This is a genomic window from Edaphobacter sp. HDX4, from assembly GCF_036877565.1.
GTDB lineage: Bacteria > Acidobacteriota > Terriglobia > Terriglobales > Acidobacteriaceae > Edaphobacter.
Genome location: NZ_JAEDXW010000002.1, coordinates 102,883 through 123,579, shown reverse-complemented (window position 1 = coordinate 123,579; position 20,697 = coordinate 102,883). Strand labels below are relative to the sequence as shown.

Genomic DNA, 20,697 nt, shown 5'->3' with positions numbered 1-20,697 from the left:
AGACGCTCTCATCGTTCCGTGGAGATCTGCAAATTTGAAGCAACAGCGTTGCACAAAGCCGCCCGTCGGTCTATCGGACGCCTTGGGATATATAGTCAAGCAGATGGAAGGAGCACCCAGACGGAGGATAGTTCTGGTCGTCTCGGATGGGAATGACCGGGCAGCGTGAGCAAATGGAATGATTTGCCCGCCTATGTTCAAGTTGCTGGTATCGCAGTCTTGGGCATTGCGATACCACTTCGCCGCACGTCCGTTGATAGTTGCCCGCAAATGAAGCATATCCTTTTGGCGCTTTGCTTTCGCCTTGTTCCGTCTGCTCCATTTGCCACAGAATCCTGATGTCGGTGGCGGCTTGCGGTGCTGGCGCACGATGACAGTGCATCCCATTTGCCTAGCTGCCGATGGCGGCTCATGGACGTCACTCAATCGATTCCCTAGACGGTGTGCGCCGGAGGGCGAGAGGAGTTTTTGCATGACGCCTGTGTTTGTGGATAGCACGTACGGGCAGACGAATCTGACTAACAAAGAGTTGTCCCCCTCGGCCAAGTGGAGGGAAGGCGGCATCGTGAAAGACTTCATGATGGGGGCTTCCCCTTGTTGCAGCGCCGGTGAATATGGTGTGACAGGAATACAAACGTTCATCGTAAGTAACGACGGCGTTGTTTATCAGAAGGACTCTTCGGGCATGAGACTCCCCAGAATTCAAGAAAATGGAACTGTTTAACCCTGACCATTCCTGGACTCCCGTCCCCCCTGGAGGAAGAAACACAGAGTCACCGATATCGGAAAAGCCCGCTTTAGTTTCCCGCGCTTTCTGAAGACAAGTGACCCGCGATCGCCGCGCAGGCGATCCTTGCGCCCGCTCCCCCCGATCGGCTTGCCCTTGTAATCGTCGGGGCTCGTATGCACGACAAGGGCGGAGCCGTCCGCGTCGAGTAACGCCTGACGATCGCCTTCACCCTTCATACTCACGAATGAGGAATCGAACTCCACTGTCGCGGTTCCATCGGCGGCGACGTAGAGGTTCGGCAGATCGCCGGAGCCGTTCTCGTCGGCGTTCAGCAAACCATGAACCACCGGCGTCTTCGCGTGCACGTGAGCGCCGGCGTTCTTGAAGCCTGAATCGCTGCAATCGCCTCTTTCGTGAAAGTGCATACCATGCCAGCCGGGTGGCAATCCTTTGGTTTCGATACGGAGCAAGACTCCGTTCGGGGCTCGCGTGACGGTCACCTCACCGATTGAGGCACCGTCTGCCCCTTTAAGGGGGCCGGAGTGAGTTGCCGGACCTTGCGAGAAGCACGGTGAGACCAGTAAAAGCACAGAGACGAGTGGCAGGGATCGTATCGACATCGTTGTTCTACTCAGAAGAAGCACTCTCATGGACGACAGGCCGTGTGTTGGGCACACTGCAAGCTAATGGTACTGAGAAGCTGCTCTCAACAAAAGCCATGAAGCCATCTTGCGTCAGAAATCCTGGTTTGTGCGACGATCTCTGCATCCGTTCCGTTCTAGAGGACTTGGCTGAGAACGGGGTACAGCTTCAGGCACACATACTCCACCAGACACTTGATTCGCGGCTCCTGAGAATCTAATCTTATTAGGTGATGGAAAAGCGAAATACCAAACAGAAAGCTGCAATTCGGGATGCCTTTTTAAGGGCCGGCCGGCCTCTATCGCCCGAGGAGGCCCTCGAGTCTGCGCTTGAACACCATCCGAGCGTCGGTATCGCCACCGTCTACCGAAACATCCAGGCGCTCGTCGAGGACGGATGGCTTCACGCCGTAGATATCCCTGGCCACACCACCCGGTATGAACTCTCCGGCAAAGGACATCACCACCACTTCCAGTGCAACAACTGTGGCAAGGTGTATGATCTCAAAGGTTGCGTCGCGCAGTCGAAGCCCAAGGTTCCGCGGGGGTTCAAGACGACAGGTCACGAGTTCTTTTTCTACGGTAACTGTGCCACCTGCAACGCTCACGCAGCTGCGGGAGCTGATCCAGTATCTCCACGGTCAAGGCCCCAAGGCCTCGAGGCGGGAACAAGAGTTCACCGACCTGATTGCTGCAATGCCGGAAGGGAACTTAATCCGCGTCTTCGATTTTGCTGGAGACGTCGTGCATCCACTAGAACCGAGGCAGACCGACGACTTCCCGTGGCCTCGGCCACGACCGGCAGACGCCGCGATCTTTACAAAAGTTCGCTATCACGGCGCCAATTTTCGCGTTCTCTCAGAGCTAGTCAGCTCTGGAACGGATCAGGTCTGGATCGTTGTCGCCAGTCAGCTCAAGGACAACGCTCTGCTCCTCCGGCAGTTCAAGACCGGCCTATTATTTGCTACGCCGCCCCTGTTACTCTTGTCTGCAATCTTTGGGTATTTCATGGGCCGCCGTGCCTTGGCACCGGTAAGCCAACTCGCCGCCTCCGCACGTTCGATCAGCATTGGCAACCTCTCACGCCGGCTTCCTATCGTCGACACAGGCGACGAAATCCAGTATGTGGCCGAAACCTGTAACGAACCGATAGAACGGCTGGAATCGACTGCAAACGAGGTTTCTCGATTCACCGCAGACGCATCCCACGAGCTCCGCAGCCCCATCTCCTATATCTACACCCTCTCCGAATCTGCCCTTCGCAATCCCAATCTCGATGAAGAAAGCTCCTATGCGTTCAAGGAGATCGTTCGCGAGTGCAGCGAAGCGACGCGCCTGCTGGATGACATCCTAACCCTTGCACGCTTCGACGCGGGGCACGCTGATACGGCGTTCGCGCGCCTGAACCTCGCCGAAGTACTTGTTGACAGCTGCGACAAAGCGCGGCCCTTCGTTGAGATAAAGCATCAGCAGATGAAGATACGCATCACCGAAAGCGCGCCCATATGGGTTCTAGGGGATCTCGCGGGACTGCGAAGGCTCTTTTGGATATTGCTGGACAATGCGATCAAATACACCCCTGCGAGCGGAGGGATCGACGTAACACTGGCAACAGTAGGGAAAGATGCCGTCGTCTCCGTGGCCGATACCGGCATAGGGATCCCGGAAGCGGATCTACCGGCGTATTTCGACGTTTCTATCGCGTCGACAGGGCTCGCAGCATTACCGAAGATGCAGGTCTTGGGCTGTCGATCGCGAAATGGATCTCCGACATCCATCGCGGAGAGCTCTCCGTATCCAGCACCGAAGACCTGGGAACGACAGTCCAAATCTCACTTCGGCATACAACTTGATTCCTGAGTCGTACAACCACCCAACAGAAAACCTAATGCTTCAAGGAGATGTATGTATCGTAAAGCCCTCGCGTTTGCACTCGCAGTTACCAGTAGCCTTTTCGCGCAATCAACGGCCCAATACAAAGTCACGCAGTCCTATGCACTCGGCGGGGATGGTAGTTGGGATTACGTCATTCCCGATCCTTCGAATCACCGGATTTACATCGCGCGTCAGACCCGCATCATGGTCGTCGATGAACGGAGCGGAAAGCTCGTGGGCGAGGTCATGGGTATCAATGGAGCCCACGGCACAGCAATCGCAGCCAAAAGCGGCCACGGCTTCGCCACAGAAGGCAAGGGTGGGTCCGTTGCAATGTTCGATCTGAAGACGCTCAAGGTGCTCGGCCGGACACCCGCCGCAGAAGATGCGGACGCCATTCTTCTCGATGAGCCCTCGAACCGCGTCTTCACGCTCAACGGAGATGCTCATTCCTCCACCGTGATCGACGCCGGCACCGGCAAGCTCATCACCAATATTCCCCTTGGAGGCAAGCCGGAGTATGGCGTCTCTGCCGGGGATGGAAAAGTCTACGCAAACCTCGTCGACACCAATGATATTGTTGAGATCGATGCAAAGAAGGCGATCGTGACGCGGCGCTGGTCGAGCGCTCCCTGCAAGCAGCCCGTGGCCATGGCGATCGACAAGGCGAACCACCGCCTCTTCAGCGGCTGCCGCAGCGGCGTTATGGCAATATCGGATTACTCCGCTGGAAAGATCATCACGACTGTTCCCATCGGCGCAGGGGTAGACGGCGCGGGATATGATCCCTTGAACCATGATGTTTTCGCATCCAACGCGGACGGCACCCTGACCGTGATTCATCAGGACGATGCGGATCAATACCGGGTCACACAAAATCTTAAAACGCCGGCCGGATCCCGCAACATGGGTTTGAATCCGACCAACCATAAGGTGTACGTCGCCTCTGCAAAATTCGGCACCGTCCCTGAGGGTAGTCAGGCAAAGAAGCCGGTTCTCCCTGGCAGCTTCACCTTGTTACAGATCGAAGCTGCTCCATCGGCTCAGTGATAAACGTGCCGGCCGGAAATATAACTGCGGCCGGCATCTTCATCACATTCGTCCCCAAAATCACATTACAGCTCAGCCATGCGAATACTGATCGTCGAAGATGACCCCAAAATGTTGATTCTCCTTCGGGATGCTCTTGAGAAGCAGCTCCATCGCATCTTCCTGGCTTCGAGCGGCACCGAGGGAAGAGACATCGCCCTCAGCCATAAGTTCGAGGCGATCATTCTCGATGCCATGCTGCCAGGCATGGACGGCTTCAGCGTTGCAAGATCGCTCCGCGAGTCCACGGTCTCAACTCCGATCATCATGTTGACGGCGCGGGACGCGACCGGCGATATTGTCCAGGGCCTCGATTCAGGAGTAGACGATTACCTTACCAGGCCATTCACCTTCGCTGAACTCTTTGCTCGTCTCAGAGCTCTCGGCCGCCGGGCCTCAGCCTCGCCCGCTCTGTCGTACCGGCTTGGAGATCTGGAGCTGAACCCGCAAACCCACCTCGCATCGCGGGCAGGCAGAGAGATTATCCTCACCCGCACCGAGTTTCTGTTGCTGGAATTCCTCTTGCGCAATCCCCATGTTGTGCTGCGGAGAGACGCCATCATCGACGCCGTATGGGGATACGAACGCACCGTAGAAAACAGTACGCTCGACGCATTCATGAAGCAGCTTCGCTCAAAGATTTGACGGCGGCTCTGAGACGAAACTCATCCACACAGTCCGCGGGTTCGGTTACAAGATCACGATGGATCGCGAGCGATGACGATAACAATACGCACCCGCCTCACTGTCTGGTACGCCTCCTTGGTGATGACCATCCTCATTCTCCTTGGCTTGGAAGTTATCTTCTCAGCACACTGGGGGCTGCGTCAGGTCGATCAGGAGCTGAGATCGGGCGCCGATGGAGTCATCGCCTTTGTCAAACACAAGTTCGACACCAAGGACGTAGATACCCGGAACGAAGAGCTCAGAGAGCACTCCGCGCTTCTGCCTCGGGGGAAGATGTTCAGGGTGAGCACGCCTGACGGAACAGTCATTTATCAGCCCAAGACGATGACCATTGTTCCACCGATCGCTACGCACTCAGACACACTTCGCGGGAGCGATATCAATATCGAGAACCGCTCTTACCGGACGATCAACAGATTCGCCCCGGTTGGCCCAACAGGATTTCTGGTTCAGGTTGCCGTCGATCAAACCGAATACCAGGAGCTTCTAACCGGTTTGATCTGGATATTGATCGCGAGCGTGCCAATCGCAGGACTGCTGGCGGCCTGTACCGGCAACTGGATGAGCAAACGTGTCCTCGCTCCAATCGATCAGATTACGAAGTCCACGAATTCGATCGGTGCCAAAAGCCTCTCCCGCAGGCTGCCGATTCTGGGAACCGACGATGAGCTGGACCAGCTCACTGCCACCATCAACCGCATGCTCGACAGAATTGCGATCTCCTATGAACGCATTGAGCAGTTCACAGGCGACGCCTCCCACGAACTGCGACGCCCGTTACCTTGATTCGTTCAACGGCTGAATTGCTCCTCATGCGGCACGATAATCCCCCAAAGACGAACCAGGGGCTTATCGATATCCTCGCCGAAAGCAAGTACATGACGACGCTTATCAGCGACCTTCTCGCGCTGGCGCGGCGAGCCGGCGAAACAGGATCTAGTCCGGCAGAGCTCATTGAACTCAATGACCCCGTCGACGCCATACGATGGCGTCGAGATGAAAGGTACAGGAGTCTCCGCATCGGCTATCGCCGAAGCGCGCATTAACAACGACCCTTACAGCGTCGAAACCAACCGCCCGGGGAAAGGCGGATCGAGATCATCACCAAACCGGGGACTCCCCGGATCCACGGCACATTGAACTTCACCTTCCGAGATTCTCTCTTCGATGCGAAGAATTACTTTGCATCGAAACCGTTTGAGCAGAAACGGATCTATGAAGGTTCCGTTACCGGACCTGTCCCGATCGACCACAAGACAACGTTCCTGCTCTCCGGAACGAGGCAGGAAGATAACCTTCAAGCGGTCGTGCGAGCGAATACTCCATCCGGGATTATCTCGCAGAATGTCCCAACCCCCGTTCACAATACCGAGTTCGCCGCGCGGATCGCACATGATTTCTCCCCGACTCACCGCAGTACAACGTCACCGATACCATCTCCAGAACTTTGGCGTCGGCGGGCTGGTGCTTGCGCACACAGGCACAAACGCCCAGGCACGCGAAGATGATCTCATCCTCAATGATCGCTGGATCATCTCTCCAACGTTCTGAAGCTCCAGTTGTTTTACGAGAAGGATTACAACCCCTACGCGTAGTGTAACGAACGCACAAAAGATCAGCGTCGGCGGAGCCTTCGTCAGCGGCGGAGCTCAGGCCGATCTGCTCAACACCGAAAATAATCTAAGATCAACGACATCGTCAACTGGAGTCACAAGCATCATTACGTCAAGTTCGGCGTCAATATTCCCAACCTTAGCCGTCGTGCCTGGGAAGACCACGCAAATCGCCTCGGCACTTCGCAAGCCTTGCCGCCTACGAATCTGGAACACCCTACTCCTTTACGCAACAGGCGGGTGTGGGACGCGCAAAGTTCTGGATGAATGGAATCGGTGCATTCGTTCTGGACCAGATACAGATCGGGCCGAACCTGCAGGTGAACGCGGGCCTGCGCTACGACTGGCAGACTTACTTCAAGTCCGCGCTCTATTTCGCCCCTCGATTCTCCCTTGCCTATTCCACTCCTGATCGCAAGACGATCCTGAGGGCTGGCAGCGGTCTTTTCTTCGACCGTTCGGGTGCGCAGCCAATGGCCGACCTCAAGCGCTACAACGGATCGGCTCTTCGCTCTTTCACTCTGCTCAATCCCACATATCCCACCCCCTATCCCGCGGGCACAGACCTTTCAACACTGCCGACGAATCTCGTTCAGCGCACCGAAGCTACTCGCATTCCTTACTCGCTGAACTTCGGCTTCGGCGTCGAGCGGCAGATTGCAAAAGGTCCCGCAGTAGCTGCGACCTACCGCGGCACCCTCGGCACACATCTCTTCCGCTCCCGCGATGCCAATGCTCCTCTTCCGCCGTTTTACAACAGCGGCCGGCCTGACCCTGACTTCGGGACAATAAGACAGCTCGAGTCAGAGGGCCGACAAATCGGCAATGCTCTGGACCTGACTCTTCAGGGCAAAGTGAGCCGATGGTTTTCCGGCATGGCGCAGTACACCCTCAGTCATACCGAGAACAACACTGGCGGCATCGCCTGGTATCCGGCCAACCAATTCACTCTGGCAGGAGAGCATGGGGGCGCCGATTTTGATCAGCGCCACCGGTTCAACCTGCTCGCAACCTTCAACGAAGATCACTGGCTTAATCTCGGAGCCTCCGTCAAACGCTATTCTGCCCTTCCCTACACTGACACCTCCGGCCACGACAGCTTCCACACCGGATTTCCTCAGCGCCCGGCCAGCCGGTATAAATAGAAATACATTGACAGGCGGAGACACCACGGAACTCGATCTTCGCTGGAGCCACAATCTCTTTGCTTCGACAGGGGGAAAGAAAATCTGGCAGCCTTCTCGCTCGCGATCGATGCATTCAACATCGCGAATCACACGAACTATCTGGCTTACATCGGTAACGGTCAATCGACGTTCTTTGGCCAGCCAACCTGCGGGGCCCGCTCACGACCTGCAAGCTGGAAGCAACAACTTCCACTGCGCTCACGATCGCCTTTTCTCTCGGCGTGCTTGTCGGCCAGGGACATCTTTTCACCCGGTTGCCTGCGCAATCTTTGCTGCAATGCTTCTGTCGCGCAAGCCACAGCTGCGCGCCTTTGCCGGTGGGCTTACTCCGCAAGAGGTCCAGAGCGCATCCTGCTGGGGCTTTTGGGATTCGTTATATGGCCCTCCTGCTGAATCGGCATATCGACCCGTGGCAGCCCTCTTCACCGCTCGAAAGGACCTTGCATCATCGAGACTACCGTCATCAGCATCCGAACACGAGGCGGGTAGTCAGGCTCGGAGCACCTTTGATTTCAATGAATAGAGGGAGCCTAAAGGACAATTTGGAGCCTTTTTGGCGCACTATTTGGTGCTTTGGTTTCGACCGAAGGATCATCTCCCCAACCGCTTCTGGATACCTTGGTCGTGGACAGAACGGATTGCGTGCGCTCCTAGTTCCCTGTTTGTCGCGGATTCCACGAGAGTGCTGGTCTTTCACTTGTATCGGGTAACTCGTCCGACCTCCACGGCGCGGAAAACCTCCGTCAACCCATTTCATGCATAATCCCCATAAAGCTCACGGAGCAAAATTCAACACTGTCCGAGGGAAGCCACTCACATGAGTCGATATCGTACAACCGGCAGCGTCCTTGATCGTCGTCACTTTCTTCGCAGCGCAGGCGCCAGCGTGGCCGCAAGTGTTCTTCTCAGCGCAAGCTCCGAGGTCGAAGCGCCGACCCCGCGGGTGATGCCCGAGAACATCACTCACGCCAGTTCCTTTCGCCCACTCACCGACAGCGAGAAGGTCGCGCGCATCGCATCCAACAGTTATCCGATCCGCTGGATCTTCAAGAACCACGACAATGTCGGCGACAAAGCCACTGTCGCGCAGATGAAGGCGAAGCACGGAGAGATTACCCTGCTGGATTTTCCCGCCTTCACAAAAAAGACCTTCCCAGGTGTCACGAAGATGGACATATGGTCTAGTCTCTTCGGCGACATGGACGACGCAAGCCAGTACGAGCAGATGACCATCACCGGGTACGACGACAAGCAGCGAACGGTCACCGAGTTCAACCCCGCTGCGACCTCCAGTAAGCGCTGGCTCGAGAAGATGGCTGACCTGCAGGCCAAGGAAGGCGTCTATTGCCATCACATCTCCAACAACGCTCCGCGCGACATCTGCGAACTGGACGACACCCGTCGCAAGGCTGGCGTTGAGGTTGCAAAGAAGTGGCTCGACGGGGCGGCGATCATCGGCGCCAAGTCGATGCGCGTCAACAGCGGAGGCCCCCGCATCGCTCCTACGCCGATGCAGAACCCAACCTCCTATCCCAAGAACCCTGAACTCGAACGCTATCTCGACCAGTGCATTCTCTCCTTCAAGGAGATGGCTGAGCACGGCGCAAAGGTCGGCGTGAAGGTGACGATCGAGAACCATTGGGGCCTGACGGCAAATCCCATCAACATCCGCATCATCATCGAAGAGGTCAACAATGTCTTCTGCGAAGCCAGCCCCGACTTCTGCAACTGGGAGCACAAGTACCTCCTCTATCACGCGCTGAATGACCTCGCTCCCTACGCTCACACGATCGTGCATGCAAAATTCTGGGACCGCTTTGGTGAGCCTGACGTGCAGCGTGGCGTACGCATCATGCTGAACAACAACTACACCGGCGTCTTCGCGCTCGAGTACGAAGAAGGCCCTTGGGACGGAATCGAGGGCGCAAAGTACCTCTACCAGCAGGTGATGGCTGCTCTCTGATAGCGAGGAGTCGTCCCAACGATCAACGCTTCCTCGTAACCGCTGTAAATCGAACCTACAATCTTGCCTCGCTCATTCGGCTCGCGTCTGCCTGGGCAACGCACGACCCCGCGCACAGCACATGGCGAGAGCACGGCGGAGCTCCTGACGGCGCGCAGTACTCCCCGGTCTCGCCGTGGACCACGTTCACTGAACACAGGCAACATCGTCTGGGAGCGCCCACTTGGCGAAGTTCCGGAGTTGGTCGCGACGGGCACAAGGACACGGGCTCTCACTTCCCCAAGATCAATCCCGTGGTCACCGCGGCGGCCTAATCTTTACCGGCAGCCGCGATCGCAAGATCCACGCCCTGGACTCCGTCACCGGAAAGACGTTATGGGGAACAGAAGTCGATGCCGCACCCGAGGGTATGCGCCATCTGTGAGATCGACGGCCGCGAGTACATCTTTTTTTGCGCCGCAGCGCGAGCCACCACACACACCCACGCCACCCTCGGCCATCCGACGTCGCAGGACGCGATCCGTGGCGCATACATTGCGTTTGCTCTACCGAGACAGCAGTAGCAACAAGTTATAGACGGCATGACAGAGACAGCAGTTTCACTCAGCGCCTCCGCATTGAGGAAGTCTTTCGCCCGTCAAACAGATGGAAGAATTCGACGGAATACGCTTGCTTTTCTCCACTTGGATTCATATTATCCAGCTACTGATTTCCATCTAAGTGACCTGAAAACCAAGCAACAATTGCGGTTTTTGGCCGTCTGTATTGTGTTCCGAATGCCTAAAAGAGCAAGGAAACGTAGATGAGGTGACGGCTGCGAGATGGTGCTTGCTCCTCATCGACATAACCACTCGGGACTGTGCGTCTTAGAGAGTTTCCGGAGGCTATCGATGAGATATAGATGGATTCATTGGGGTCGCTGTGCCGCTGGACTACTTCTGGCCGCCGTTGGAGTCATGCCGCTGTTATCTCAAAACACGACCGCCGACGTCGTCGGTGCTGTGACCGACAGTTCGGGAGCAGTGATACCCGGCGCTTCCGTCGAACTCGTTAATATAGAGACGCAGGAAAAGCGCATCGTGACCTCCGGCCCTGGCGGCGAGTACGCTTTCACGCTGCTCAAACCCAGCCGCTACTCGCTCAAGGTCAGCGCACCCGGCTTTAAGACATTCCAGATCAACTCCTTCTCCATCGCCGCCGGTGACCGTGCACGCGAAGACGCACGCCTCGAAATCGGAGGCACAGGTGAGATCGTCAACGTCGATGCTGCGCCTCCCGCGCTACATACCGATAGCTCCGCCCTCATCACCACTGTCACCGAGAAAGCGACACAGGAGCTTCCTCTCAACGGCCGCAACTTCATCAACCTCGTTCAGGTGATTCCCGGCGCCACCGAAGGTCTCAACAATGCATTGGGCAGCGGCAATCGTCCCGACGACCGCCGACAGACATCTTCGGTCTCCGTCAACGGCCAGGCTGACATGATGAACAACCAGCTTGTCGACGGTATGGACAATAACGAGCGCGTCATCGGTTCCATCGGCGTCCGCCCCTCCGTCGACGCCATCCAGGAAGTCAGCGTCCAGACCAACGTCTTCACCGCCGAGGTCGGCCGTTCCGCGGGCGCCATCGTCAACGTCATCACAAAGTCGGGCGGCAACCAGTTTCACGGCACCGCGTACGAGTTCTTCCGCAACGATGTCCTAAATGCGAATCCCTACAAGTTTGGTGCAAACATTCCGAAACCCAAGTACCGTCAAAATCAGTACGGCGGCAGCTTTGGCGGGCCCATCATCCGGGACAAAACCTTCTTCTTCGCAGATTATGAGGGTCTCGATATCGTTCGCGGTCTGAACCCCACAACAAGCACCGTCCCCACTGTCTTTGAACGCAACAACCCGGGCAACTTCACCGACAACCCGGCGATCAACAAGATCGTTCCGTCCTCAAGCTTCGACAGGATCGGCGTGCAGTACTTAAACCTCTTCCCGCTACCGACCAACAACTCCATCGTCTCCGGCAACTACGTCGGTACACCAAGAAACACGCAATTCAACAAGACCGCAGACGGCCGTCTAGATCATCGCCTTGGTAACGGCGACCTCTTTTATCTTCGTTACACCTACAACGCCGTCGACACCAACATCGGAAGCCTCTTCCCCATCACCAACTCCGCCGCGGGTATGATTTATCCGGGTGGCAATCTCGGCAGCTATCCCGGCCCTGCGGTCACACGCGCACACCAGGCGCAGTTGAATTACATCCACAGTTTCACCCCCACTCTATTGGTCGAATTGAAGGCAGGCTACACCCTGCTCAATAATGCGCAGTATCCGCTCAACTACGGCAACGCCATCAACACGGCAATGGGTCAGCCGAACATGAACGTCGACTCCCGTACTGCCGAGCTCTCTGCTGTGACAATCAATCAGGGAACCGCACCCACCCTCGGCAATCGGCCTCCGATCATCTATCACGAGAACACCTTTCAATACGCAGGCGCCGTCAACTATACTCACGGAAAACAGACCATCAAGCTCGGCGCTGGTCTCATTCGCCGTCAAGATACGGTCACACAGACCGACACAGCGAACGGCAACTGGAGCTTCGCCGACTTCTCGACCCTGCTCACCGGCGACTACATCAACGAAGGCCGCAATTGGATTCTCTACACTCCCCGCAATCGCAGTTGGGAGCCTAGCGTCTTCTTTCAGGATGACATTCGTCTCTCCTCCAGCCTCACGTTGAATCTCGGCATACGTTACGACTTGTTCACGCCCTATACCGAGATCAACAATATTCTCTCGAACTTCGATACCGACCTCAAGCGCATCGTCATCGCTAACCAGGGCGGTATCGACGGACACGGAAATATCCGCACTGATTACAGCAACTTCGCGCCCCGCTTTGGCTTTGCTTATCAGCCCGCTCCCAGAACCGTCATACGCGGCGGCTTCGGCATCACCTTCGCGCCGGAAAACACAACCTCTGGCTCCGCACTCGTCAACCAGCCCTTCACCGCCACGTGGGGAGCTTATACCCCTGCGCAGGCCGTGGCAGCCGGTGGCGCGCAGTACGCCAAGTTCGCTGCTGGCCTTCCAACTCCCTCGCCCAACAGCGCGACCAATCCCAGCGGTACCATTACCGCCGCTCTCGATCCACACTTCAGGTCCACATATATTGAGCAGTTCAACCTCACTGCGGAGCGTGAGTTCTCCGGTTTCGTCGGCAGCCTCTCATACGTGGGACAGCTTGGTCGCCGTCTCGCCTACTATCTCTCCGACTACAACACGCTCGCTCCCACGGCGAGCATCTACGCCAACCCGAATGATACGATCACCAATACCCCGGTCATCTCCAACTCTAACTTCAACTCGCTGCGGCGTTTCGCGGCTGCCGTGCCCAACGTCACCTCGATTCCGTACTATACCAGCAACGGAATCAGCAACTACCACGCCCTACAGGCCGTTCTGAAGCGGCGCTTCAGCAAAGGTCTCGATCTGCAGGTTGGCTACACGTGGGCGCGTCTGCTTGACGATGCGGAGTCCATCAGCAACAACGGAGGCAACGGCTTCGGCACCTACGCCGAACAGATCTCCACGATTGATTACGGCAACGGCAATCTCGACGTACGCCATCGCGTCACTGGCACCTTCAACTACGCCATTCCATTCGGAGAAAGTACACATGGCTTCAAGTCGATCTTCGTGAAGGGATGGCAGGCGAACGGTGTGGTTGTCTGGAACACCGGTATGCCCTACTCCATACGTAACGTGATCAACCGTACCGGAACGCGTCCCAGTGCAGGCACAAGTGATCGTTCCAATATGATCGGCAGCGGCCGCATTTCAAATCCGAGTGTCAATCGGTGGTTTGACGTGAACGACTTCGTCTTCCAAAAGGTTGGTACCATAGCCAACCAGCGCCGCAATCAGTTGTTCGCTCCGGGTCTGCAGCGAGTCGACCTGTCTTTGTTCAAGACCTTCGACATCACCGAACGCATAAAGTTTGAATTCCGCGCCGAATCTTTCAATGTCCTCAACACCACACAATTCGGCGCTCCCAACGCCACACTCCAACTCAACCCCTGCACGGCCGCCGCGCCCTGCAGCGGCAGCTATCCCGTCGCTGGCTTTCAGCCGATCTCATCCTTTGGAACGATTACCACCACCACCAACTCTTACAACCCACGTCTCATCCAGTTTGCGGGGAGAATAAAGTTTTAAGACCCGGACGCTCTTAAAATGACGGGGTCTCCAGACGGAGGCCCTTAGTTATGCCCCTCGCACCTGGGTCCCCTTCCTGCTCGTCCATGAAGGAACATGGCGCTCAACCCAAGAAGCTTGGCAAAGGCTTTAGGCCTTTCCGAGCGCCAGTATCGAGTGATCCCCCAGGAATTTGCAGGGAGTCGCTGGCGTTGCGGCGTGGGTGGCCGATCAGATTCTATGACAGTAGGCGTGTGTCACCGGGAGGTATTCGCGTACATGAGAATCGGTCCGCGGTCCGCGGCCATCGGTCTTCGGACTTCGGACTAGCTGGAGAGGATCTTCTCAGTCCGGCAGCAGGTCAATGAATCCAAAGCCGTCGCGTTCTACCAATTCACCCGTCCTAACCGCGAGTTCGCGCGCAAAGACAGGCGACTCGATCACAAACGTATGAAACTCGCCGTTTTCTCCGCAAGGGTCGATACTGGGCGGAAGCGCGCAGAGCAGGTCACCGTCCCAGTCACGTCCAGCAAACGAAGACCCGAGCTTCGACTGATCGACACAGGTAATTTTGGCTTTCACGCCAGCGGCGATCATCTCGCGGCTGAGCTGCCCGGTAGGTATCCCCCACACAGGGAAGAGTGGTTCGAGGCCACTCTCTTCAAGCTGCTTGACGCGGTAGGCGCGAATGTCTTCAAGAAACAAATCTCCGAACGCAATCGCGTCGAAACGCTCTTCATGCGCTCGAGCGAGCACCGCGCTCAAGCGTGCCTCATATTCCAGGTTGGTGCAGGGCCAGGGTAATTCAACGCTCCAGAGCGGCAGCCCGACAGCTTCGGCCTGCTCGTGCACCAAAGCCCTCCCAACGGCATGCATGGCCACGCGATCGGCCGCAGAATTGAAGGTCGTGAACAGAGCGGCTACATGGATGTCCGGCTGCTGCTTCAAAAGATGCAGAGCCCATGCGCTGTCTTTCCCGCTACTCCATGACAGCAAAACTTTCTTCAAAACGGGCTCTCTATCAGTTTACGTGCGGACACCTCGACGGCCGTTTCCATTGGGCGCCAATGGATACCAAGGATCTCATGGAAGCTTACTCCGTGCAGGACCTCGGCCACGATCTCTGCGCTCTGTGCGATGGTCATGCCGCCACGGTTGAAGAACAGGTTGCCGTCCGCGAATGCGTCACTGCCGCTGCGGACAGCCTGAAGCTGAGACCCCCACGGATATTGCTCCAGCCGGCTTTGTTCCGCGAGGCTGCGCTCCAGGTTGAAGCCACAAGGCGCAATGATGAGGTACTCCGGATCGAATTCCAGCAGTTTGTTGCCGTCTACAGCTATCGAGTACTCGCCCTTGCGGCCCAGCACGGGTTCGCCATTCGCGGTTTCTATCAGCTCTGGAGCCCAGTTCGCCATCACGAACACGGGATCAGTCCACTCAATCATGCCAACGGACTTCCGAGAAAAACGCGCCGTCTTCTCGGCCACCACCTGAAGCCTCCTCTGTTCACGACGAACAAGATCTTCGCGGCGCTCCTCGACGCCGAGAGCCCGCGCGACCAGTCGGATGCTGTGGAAGATGCCCTCAACGGAAGAAGTTGACAAGGCGATCTGTCGCGTCTCCAGAGCGCACGCGCCTGTTCGCTCTACATCAGCACCGGTCACGACACAGACATCGCAGTGCATCTGCTTGATGACGAGATCTGGCTGCAGCGCACGAATCAGATCTGCGTGGATCTGGTAGAGCGGATCACCGGCACGGAGACGGCGCCGGACTTCAGCATCTGTCTCGCCGCTTGAGACAGATACATCGAACGCCGGATCGCTGCAGCACGGAAGTCGCCGCACCCGCGTGATGGATGTCGTGTCTGTGTGCGAAGGTGAGCCACGGATAGAATATAGCCCTGCGATCAGACCTACAATCAGGGGTTTCACTGTGGATTCTAAGGCCCTCTGGCCCAATTCGCTGTAAGCGATGCTTGGCTGGAACGATAAAGACAAGTAGCTAATATTTCGACTCAGATTGCGAGCGAGCCCAGAGTGATTGCTCGGGCAGTTTGCCGCTGCTTCGTCAGGATGGCTGGGTCGAAGTGGGCGATATGTGCAGCGGATGAGTATTCATTTGACAATCGGACGGTCGGAAGGTATCCATCTGATATCTCCCCGGACAGAACTTTCATGGGTTTACACGTTGCCTTTCGGCGGCTTTAGGTGCCCGATTGAGCGAGACGCTGGACAGCATCTGTTGTGAGGGCCCCGCGCGACTTCGATGGCACTTTTATCGCGGTCTCCGGTTTATGCGATCTATCACTCAGGCCATTTCTTTATATCCTAATAATCAAGAGAGGAAGTTGCTATGAGACCCAAATTTGCGTTTGCCGACGGAGATAACTCCATTGGCCGTATTCTTCTTGCCGCCACCCTACTCTGCCTTCCAGCCCTGCGGCCGATGATGGCCCAGACAACCTGCAAATTCGAAGACCTCGGAACGTTGGGAGGAGACACAAGCATGGGCCACGCGATCAACAATAACGGCCAAGTGGTTGGGGTGACGAGCTTAGGCGTGCCGTACGATCCCCAGTCGATGTTTGGATTTCTCTATAGCAACGGACAGATGACCGTCCTCCGAACCCTGGGTGGACCCTATAGCAATGGCCTTGCGATTAACGACTATGGACAGATGGTCGGGGCGGCGGCGACGGAGACGGCGCAGAAGGGGACGCCCGTCGTCTTCGAGACGAACAACACTTGGAATCTCACCTTCCCTCCCCATCGACCCGGGGAAGGCGGTGCAGGGCAAGCGAATGGGATCAACAATAATTTTCACATCGTGGGAGCTGCGCAGGTAAAGAATCTGTCTGTTCACGCCATCCTGTGGGGGAAAGATTTGAAGGTCATAGACCTCGGCACTTTTGGCGGAAACACCAGCACGGCGAACGGCCTCAACAATCGCCACCAGGTAGTGGGGGCAGCGGACCTGGCAAGCGGAGTGAGCCATGCGTTTTTGTACGACAGCAAGACGAAGTCCATGACGGATCTGGGCACCCTTGGGGGAAACTCCAGCTCTGCCAGCGCCATCAACGACAACGGAGACATCGTGGGCACCGCCCAGAAGAAAAACGGACAGAAGCATGGCTTTATCTACACCGGAGGAAAGATGTGGGACCTGGGCACGCTGGGTGGCAACTTCAGCGAGGCACTGGGGATCAACAGTACCGGCCAGATCGTCGGTGACTCGACGACCTCGGACGGAGAGCAGCATGCGTTTCTCTTCGTCGACGGAGTGATGACGGATCTGGGCAAGTTCGGAGCGGACGGGATCTTTAACGCTGGGACAGGAATCAACGACAACGGCCAGGTAGTCGGCTATGCGCAGGTGGCCACAGGCGTGACGCATGCCGTAATCTGCACGTTGCAAGGAGAAGAGCGGTAAGAATAGAGCAAGAGTGCTCACGAATATAAAATTGTTATCAATTGGATAAACCGGAGAAGCGGCCTAATCGGCGGTATTTTGTCACAAAAATGCTACAAAGGAATGTGATCATCAGCAGAGTGGGCAAGGGGCTGATCCGCGAGGAATCAGCCTGATGTATATAGGCTTTCAGCGCCTATATACATCAGGTTTACCGCTTGGAATCAATGGTGCTGCCATAAGGGGGTGCCTGCGATTCGCAGAGAGACCGTCAGCGGAGTCAGCAGCGGAATATGGGGGCGTAGTTTCCGACGAAGAAGCGCTAGTTCTCTGGCTGATTCCTGCGCAACTCTTCGGAGAGAAGGATGGCATCTGCTATCTCGCGCATCGACTTCCTCCTTTGTCTGCTTTCACGGTGCATCATCTGGTACGCGCCGTCTTCTGAGAGCGCAAGATCTCTCTGCAGAATGCTCTTTGCTTTATCGACCGCCTTGCGCGTCTCCAGGCGATTGGCAAGCTGCGAGTTCTCCGATTCAAGGCGCGCACGTTCAATCTCAGCGCCTACAAGATATCCCAGCGTAGAAAGCAAACGGACCTCGTTGGTGCCGTGCTTATAGGAGAGGCGATGCTGCAGGGTAATAACTCCGACAACTCTGCCCGCGCAAATAATCGGCGTGCAGAGCATCGCCTCAAAGTGGTCTTCGGGAATATTCTTGAACGCCTTGAAGCGCACATCGTTGGAGGCGCCGGAGGCTAAAGCAACTGGTTGCCGGTGCTTCGCCACCCACCCAGTGACTCCCTGCCCGATCGGAAGTCCGACGTTATCCACCAGGTCAGCATGCGGATTCTTCGACGCGCGCATGACGAGGTTGTCCCCTTCAAGCACGTAAATAAAGCAGGAATCGCACGGAATCATGCTCGAAATGAATATGACGATGCGATCCAGAACCAGATGCAGCGAATCGGCCGCCGCAATACGGCTGCTGATCTCGTGGAGAAAATCTATCTGTTGCAGACCATCACGAAATCCTGCCATCGTCGGCGTGGAAAGAGCGACACGCCGAACACCGGGCGCCTCACTGCTGTCTTCACCCACGAGCAGATCTTCTCCTCCCGAAGACAATCCTTTAATTTTCTTGTCTCTCTTCTCGTCAAGTAAACGCTGAGCGTACTGAGCCGCCTCATTGACAAGAAAACCCATCTTCGGGCGCGAGGGCTCAAAGTCCGGCTGTATGCCGTAGTGTGCGAGCTCCTCTGATGTAGTCGGACCGATCGAAAGAACCACAATCGAGCGTAATGACTCCGTAAGTTGGGCAACCATCCCCATGCGCTCAGCCACCTGGAATAGATGGATAACCTGTACGGCCGTCATAAAGAGCACAACGTTGATCTCGCCTGCAGCCAACGCCGTGACGCAATCCTGCATCGGCTGTAGCTCTTCAGGAAGAGCCCACTGATAAACAGGAACTTTGAGGAGCTGCGCCGTGCAGTCGCTCAATTCTGTCAGAAACTCCGGGTTCGAAGCTCCATATTCCTGGACGGCAACACGCATCTCCGCCAGCGATGCGCCGAAGGTCTCGCGAATCACGCTCATCAGCTCGCGCCAGGTACTTGGTTCGTCGGAGATGGCATGTACGGGGACTTTCAGCTCACGCAAAGCGGTAGACGGCTTTGCCCCTCGCGCAGCGATCTTCACGCGACGAAGCGCATCAAGAAACTCTTCCCGATCAAAGTGAAGCTGAACGATATCAAGCAGAGCACGCACGCCGACTCCCGTGAGGAAGACGACCAGGTCAAACTCGCCTGCGATGAGTCGGGCAGCAAACTGCAGGGCCTCGTCGTTAGACTCCAGGCCCACCTCGCGCATTGACGGCACAACCAGCGCTTCTCCGCCATAGGTGCGGATGAGCTTTTCTACCTCCTTCGCTCGGCGCGATTCGAGCGAAAGTACGCGAAGTCCTTTGAAGCTCGCGTGCGCCAAGCTTCCTCCTGTAGAGAGTGAACTAGAGATGCAGCCTGCCTGGCTAGTGAAACAGCAATCGAAAAGACAGCCTAAAATTGACAGGAGACAACTTGATTCTAATCTCTCTCCAGAAGTGAGCAAGAGTAAAGGTGCGATCAAACTAAAAGACGAGGCGCGCCGTAAGAATAAGACTGTGGTTGTAACTGTGGTAGTGCGAAGTAGCGATCTGGAACCCGCTTCCTACTACTAGCCCCAGCCTGTCCTTCGGATCGCTGCGAAGCTTGATCTTGCTGACGATAACTCCCGGCGTCAGAAAGACCTGGTTTTTTCCATCGTTTGGGCCGCCATGATAGTAGCTGGCATTAGCTTCCAGCTCAGGCCAGAAGTATTTACCCACCTTGCGTTGCGCCGCCGTATTCCATGAGATCGTTCTGCCAATCGTATTCACCGAGCTTGTAGGCAGAATGCCTCCCACCGCGGACTGGACGTCAAATTTTCCGAAGCCTTTGCCGCCGATAACAGTCGGCGTGATTGTCGAAACTGCCGTACCGTTTTTATAACTGCCGGTAGGCACCGAGAACGCCATCTGCACTGCGGTTGAGTAGTTTCCTCCCTCATTCGCTGCGAACATCCGGTACTTACCCACAAACGAGACATCACCGGCTCCATCTTTGACCGTTGGCGAATTGTGCTGAATATAGGACGGAAGGTTGATGTCGAACTCTGTCCTCGCGAACGGGATTAAATTCACTCCCTTTCCGTTGTCATAGTTCCAGGTCTCTGCGTGTGTCGACGTGTACTGATGCACAAAGTCAACCCGGGCGAGCTGCACAATCACCGACGAAGGCGAGATAACAGGAACCGGCCATCCCGGTTGTCGCGCAGAGGTTGCGCGTACGCGATCCTCCCATGCTTTGAAAATTGCTCTGTGCAATTGCTATCTGGCTGCCTAAAGACAAAATAAGACAAAACTTCACCACTGACCGGAACATGTCGTTCTCCTGTAGGTATCTTCAGCAGGCTTCCGTACGCAGAGTCAGCCACCGAGTGCGGCTTCAGATGAAGTGCGGGTTCTGTTTGCTTTGTGCCGGCATCTGCCGGAGACAAACAGTTGGTGCACGAACGCCTGATCTGCGAAAGAAGGATCGACTGGCGGCAACAGCGCATTCACAATGGGTGCATGCAGGCCTCTTGCCGTGTTCCATGACACGTCCAGGTGTCAAAACTATGAAGGGATGTCCGTATCCTGCCATGCACTCGGTCCGGACTGCAAGAGGTTTTCTGCAGTCAGAATTTTCTACTTGCAGAAAACGAAGAAACTACAGATACTGTT

At 56.2% G+C, this 20,697-nt stretch carries 17 protein-coding genes and 1 pseudogene; 13 read left to right on the top strand and 5 right to left on the bottom strand.

The features are described from left to right. Positions 1 to 370 precede the first annotated feature (370 nt). Positions 371 to 724 (top strand): DUF2950 family protein, encoded by a 354-nt coding sequence (locus JAO29_RS03010; protein WP_334266696.1) that lies wholly within the window; start codon positions 371 to 373, stop codon positions 722 to 724. Here JAO29_RS03010 and JAO29_RS03005 read toward each other — a convergent pair. Next, positions 721 to 1,350, bottom strand: coding sequence for a superoxide dismutase family protein (locus JAO29_RS03005; protein ID WP_334266695.1), 630 nt, complete (start codon positions 1,348 to 1,350; stop codon positions 721 to 723). The two genes, JAO29_RS03010 and JAO29_RS03005, sit on opposite strands and share 4 nt — an antisense overlap. A 254-nt stretch (positions 1,351 to 1,604) precedes the next feature. On the opposite strand from JAO29_RS03005, the pseudogene JAO29_RS03000 reads away from it, so the two are divergent. The 11 genes and pseudogenes from JAO29_RS03000 to JAO29_RS02945 form a co-directional block, all read left to right on the top strand. After that, a pseudogene (locus JAO29_RS03000) lies at positions 1,605 to 1,886 on the top strand (Fur family transcriptional regulator); the annotation flags it as partial. Between the two features lie 73 nt (positions 1,887 to 1,959). Then, positions 1,960 to 3,231: a sensor histidine kinase gene (locus JAO29_RS02995; protein WP_334266694.1), complete on the top strand. Its 1,272-nt coding sequence runs from the start codon at positions 1,960 to 1,962 to the stop codon at positions 3,229 to 3,231. Positions 3,232 to 3,276: 45 nt separating this feature from the next. Further along, a complete protein-coding gene (locus tag JAO29_RS02990) occupies positions 3,277 to 4,296 on the top strand; it encodes a YncE family protein (RefSeq protein WP_334266693.1) in 1,020 nt (339 codons plus the stop codon). 78 nt (positions 4,297 to 4,374) lie between these two features. After that, on the top strand, positions 4,375 to 4,980 hold the full coding sequence (locus JAO29_RS02985) for a response regulator transcription factor (RefSeq protein WP_334266692.1): 606 nt from the start codon (positions 4,375 to 4,377) through the stop codon (positions 4,978 to 4,980). A gap of 72 nt (positions 4,981 to 5,052) precedes the next feature. Continuing rightward, positions 5,053 to 5,808: a HAMP domain-containing protein gene (locus JAO29_RS02980; RefSeq protein ID WP_334266691.1), complete on the top strand. Its 756-nt coding sequence runs from the start codon at positions 5,053 to 5,055 to the stop codon at positions 5,806 to 5,808. Positions 5,809 to 5,834: 26 nt separating this feature from the next. Beyond that, positions 5,835 to 6,068, top strand: a complete 234-nt coding sequence (locus JAO29_RS02975) for a hypothetical protein (RefSeq protein WP_334266690.1) — start codon at positions 5,835 to 5,837, stop codon at positions 6,066 to 6,068. Positions 6,069 to 6,414: 346 nt separating this feature from the next. Then, on the top strand, positions 6,415 to 6,573 hold the full coding sequence (locus JAO29_RS02970) for a hypothetical protein (protein ID WP_334266689.1): 159 nt from the start codon (positions 6,415 to 6,417) through the stop codon (positions 6,571 to 6,573). A 304-nt stretch (positions 6,574 to 6,877) separates the two neighbouring features. Then, on the top strand, positions 6,878 to 7,780 hold the full coding sequence (locus tag JAO29_RS02965) for a TonB-dependent receptor domain-containing protein (protein WP_334266688.1): 903 nt from the start codon (positions 6,878 to 6,880) through the stop codon (positions 7,778 to 7,780). Positions 7,781 to 8,639: 859 nt separating this feature from the next. After that, a complete protein-coding gene (locus JAO29_RS02960; protein ID WP_334266687.1) occupies positions 8,640 to 9,785 on the top strand; it encodes a sugar phosphate isomerase/epimerase family protein in 1,146 nt (381 codons plus the stop codon). A 392-nt stretch (positions 9,786 to 10,177) separates the two neighbouring features. Further along, the gene (locus JAO29_RS02950) at positions 10,178 to 10,348 is read left to right on the top strand and encodes a hypothetical protein (RefSeq protein WP_334266946.1); all 171 of its coding nucleotides are present in this window, start codon (positions 10,178 to 10,180) and stop codon (positions 10,346 to 10,348) included. Between the two features lie 327 nt (positions 10,349 to 10,675). Next, entirely contained in the window at positions 10,676 to 14,011 is a 3,336-nt protein-coding gene (locus tag JAO29_RS02945) for a TonB-dependent receptor (RefSeq protein ID WP_334266685.1), read from the top strand. A gap of 324 nt (positions 14,012 to 14,335) precedes the next feature. Here JAO29_RS02945 and JAO29_RS02940 read toward each other — a convergent pair whose 3' ends face one another. Continuing rightward, entirely contained in the window at positions 14,336 to 14,998 is a 663-nt protein-coding gene (locus JAO29_RS02940; protein WP_334266684.1) for an ATP-binding protein, read from the bottom strand. Beyond that, a complete protein-coding gene (locus JAO29_RS02935; RefSeq protein ID WP_334266683.1) occupies positions 14,995 to 15,924 on the bottom strand; it encodes an ABC transporter substrate-binding protein in 930 nt (309 codons plus the stop codon). Before JAO29_RS02935 ends, JAO29_RS02940 begins: the two co-directional genes overlap by 4 nt. A 421-nt stretch (positions 15,925 to 16,345) precedes the next feature. On the opposite strand from JAO29_RS02935, the gene JAO29_RS02930 reads away from it, so the two are divergent. Further along, entirely contained in the window at positions 16,346 to 17,422 is a 1,077-nt protein-coding gene (locus JAO29_RS02930; protein ID WP_334266682.1) for a hypothetical protein, read from the top strand. A gap of 301 nt (positions 17,423 to 17,723) precedes the next feature. Here the strand turns inward: JAO29_RS02930 and JAO29_RS02925 are convergent, their stop codons facing one another. Together JAO29_RS02925 and JAO29_RS02920 are read right to left on the bottom strand one after the other, a co-directional pair. Then, entirely contained in the window at positions 17,724 to 19,382 is a 1,659-nt protein-coding gene (locus JAO29_RS02925; protein ID WP_334266681.1) for a uroporphyrinogen-III synthase, read from the bottom strand. Between the two features lie 142 nt (positions 19,383 to 19,524). Continuing rightward, the gene (locus JAO29_RS02920) at positions 19,525 to 20,298 is read right to left on the bottom strand and encodes a transporter (RefSeq protein ID WP_334266680.1); all 774 of its coding nucleotides are present in this window, start codon (positions 20,296 to 20,298) and stop codon (positions 19,525 to 19,527) included. Positions 20,299 to 20,697 lie beyond the last annotated feature (399 nt).

Bases quoted from the DNA above. Each gene is read 5' to 3' on its own strand.
- JAO29_RS03010 (WP_334266696.1), top strand. From the start codon at position 371: ATGACAGTGCATCCCATTTGCCTAGCTGCCGATGGCGGCTCATGGACG.
- JAO29_RS03005 (WP_334266695.1), bottom strand. From the start codon at position 1,350: ATGTCGATACGATCCCTGCCACTCGTCTCTGTGCTTTTACTGGTCTCA.
- JAO29_RS02990 (WP_334266693.1), top strand. From the start codon at position 3,277: ATGTATCGTAAAGCCCTCGCGTTTGCACTCGCAGTTACCAGTAGCCTT.
- JAO29_RS02985 (WP_334266692.1), top strand. From the start codon at position 4,375: ATGCGAATACTGATCGTCGAAGATGACCCCAAAATGTTGATTCTCCTT.
- JAO29_RS02980 (WP_334266691.1), top strand. From the start codon at position 5,053: ATGACGATAACAATACGCACCCGCCTCACTGTCTGGTACGCCTCCTTG.
- JAO29_RS02975 (WP_334266690.1), top strand. From the start codon at position 5,835: ATGCGGCACGATAATCCCCCAAAGACGAACCAGGGGCTTATCGATATC.
- JAO29_RS02970 (WP_334266689.1), top strand. From the start codon at position 6,415: ATGATTTCTCCCCGACTCACCGCAGTACAACGTCACCGATACCATCTC.
- JAO29_RS02960 (WP_334266687.1), top strand. From the start codon at position 8,640: ATGAGTCGATATCGTACAACCGGCAGCGTCCTTGATCGTCGTCACTTT.
- JAO29_RS02950 (WP_334266946.1), top strand. From the start codon at position 10,178: ATGCCGCACCCGAGGGTATGCGCCATCTGTGAGATCGACGGCCGCGAG.
- JAO29_RS02945 (WP_334266685.1), top strand. From the start codon at position 10,676: ATGAGATATAGATGGATTCATTGGGGTCGCTGTGCCGCTGGACTACTT.
- JAO29_RS02930 (WP_334266682.1), top strand. From the start codon at position 16,346: ATGAGACCCAAATTTGCGTTTGCCGACGGAGATAACTCCATTGGCCGT.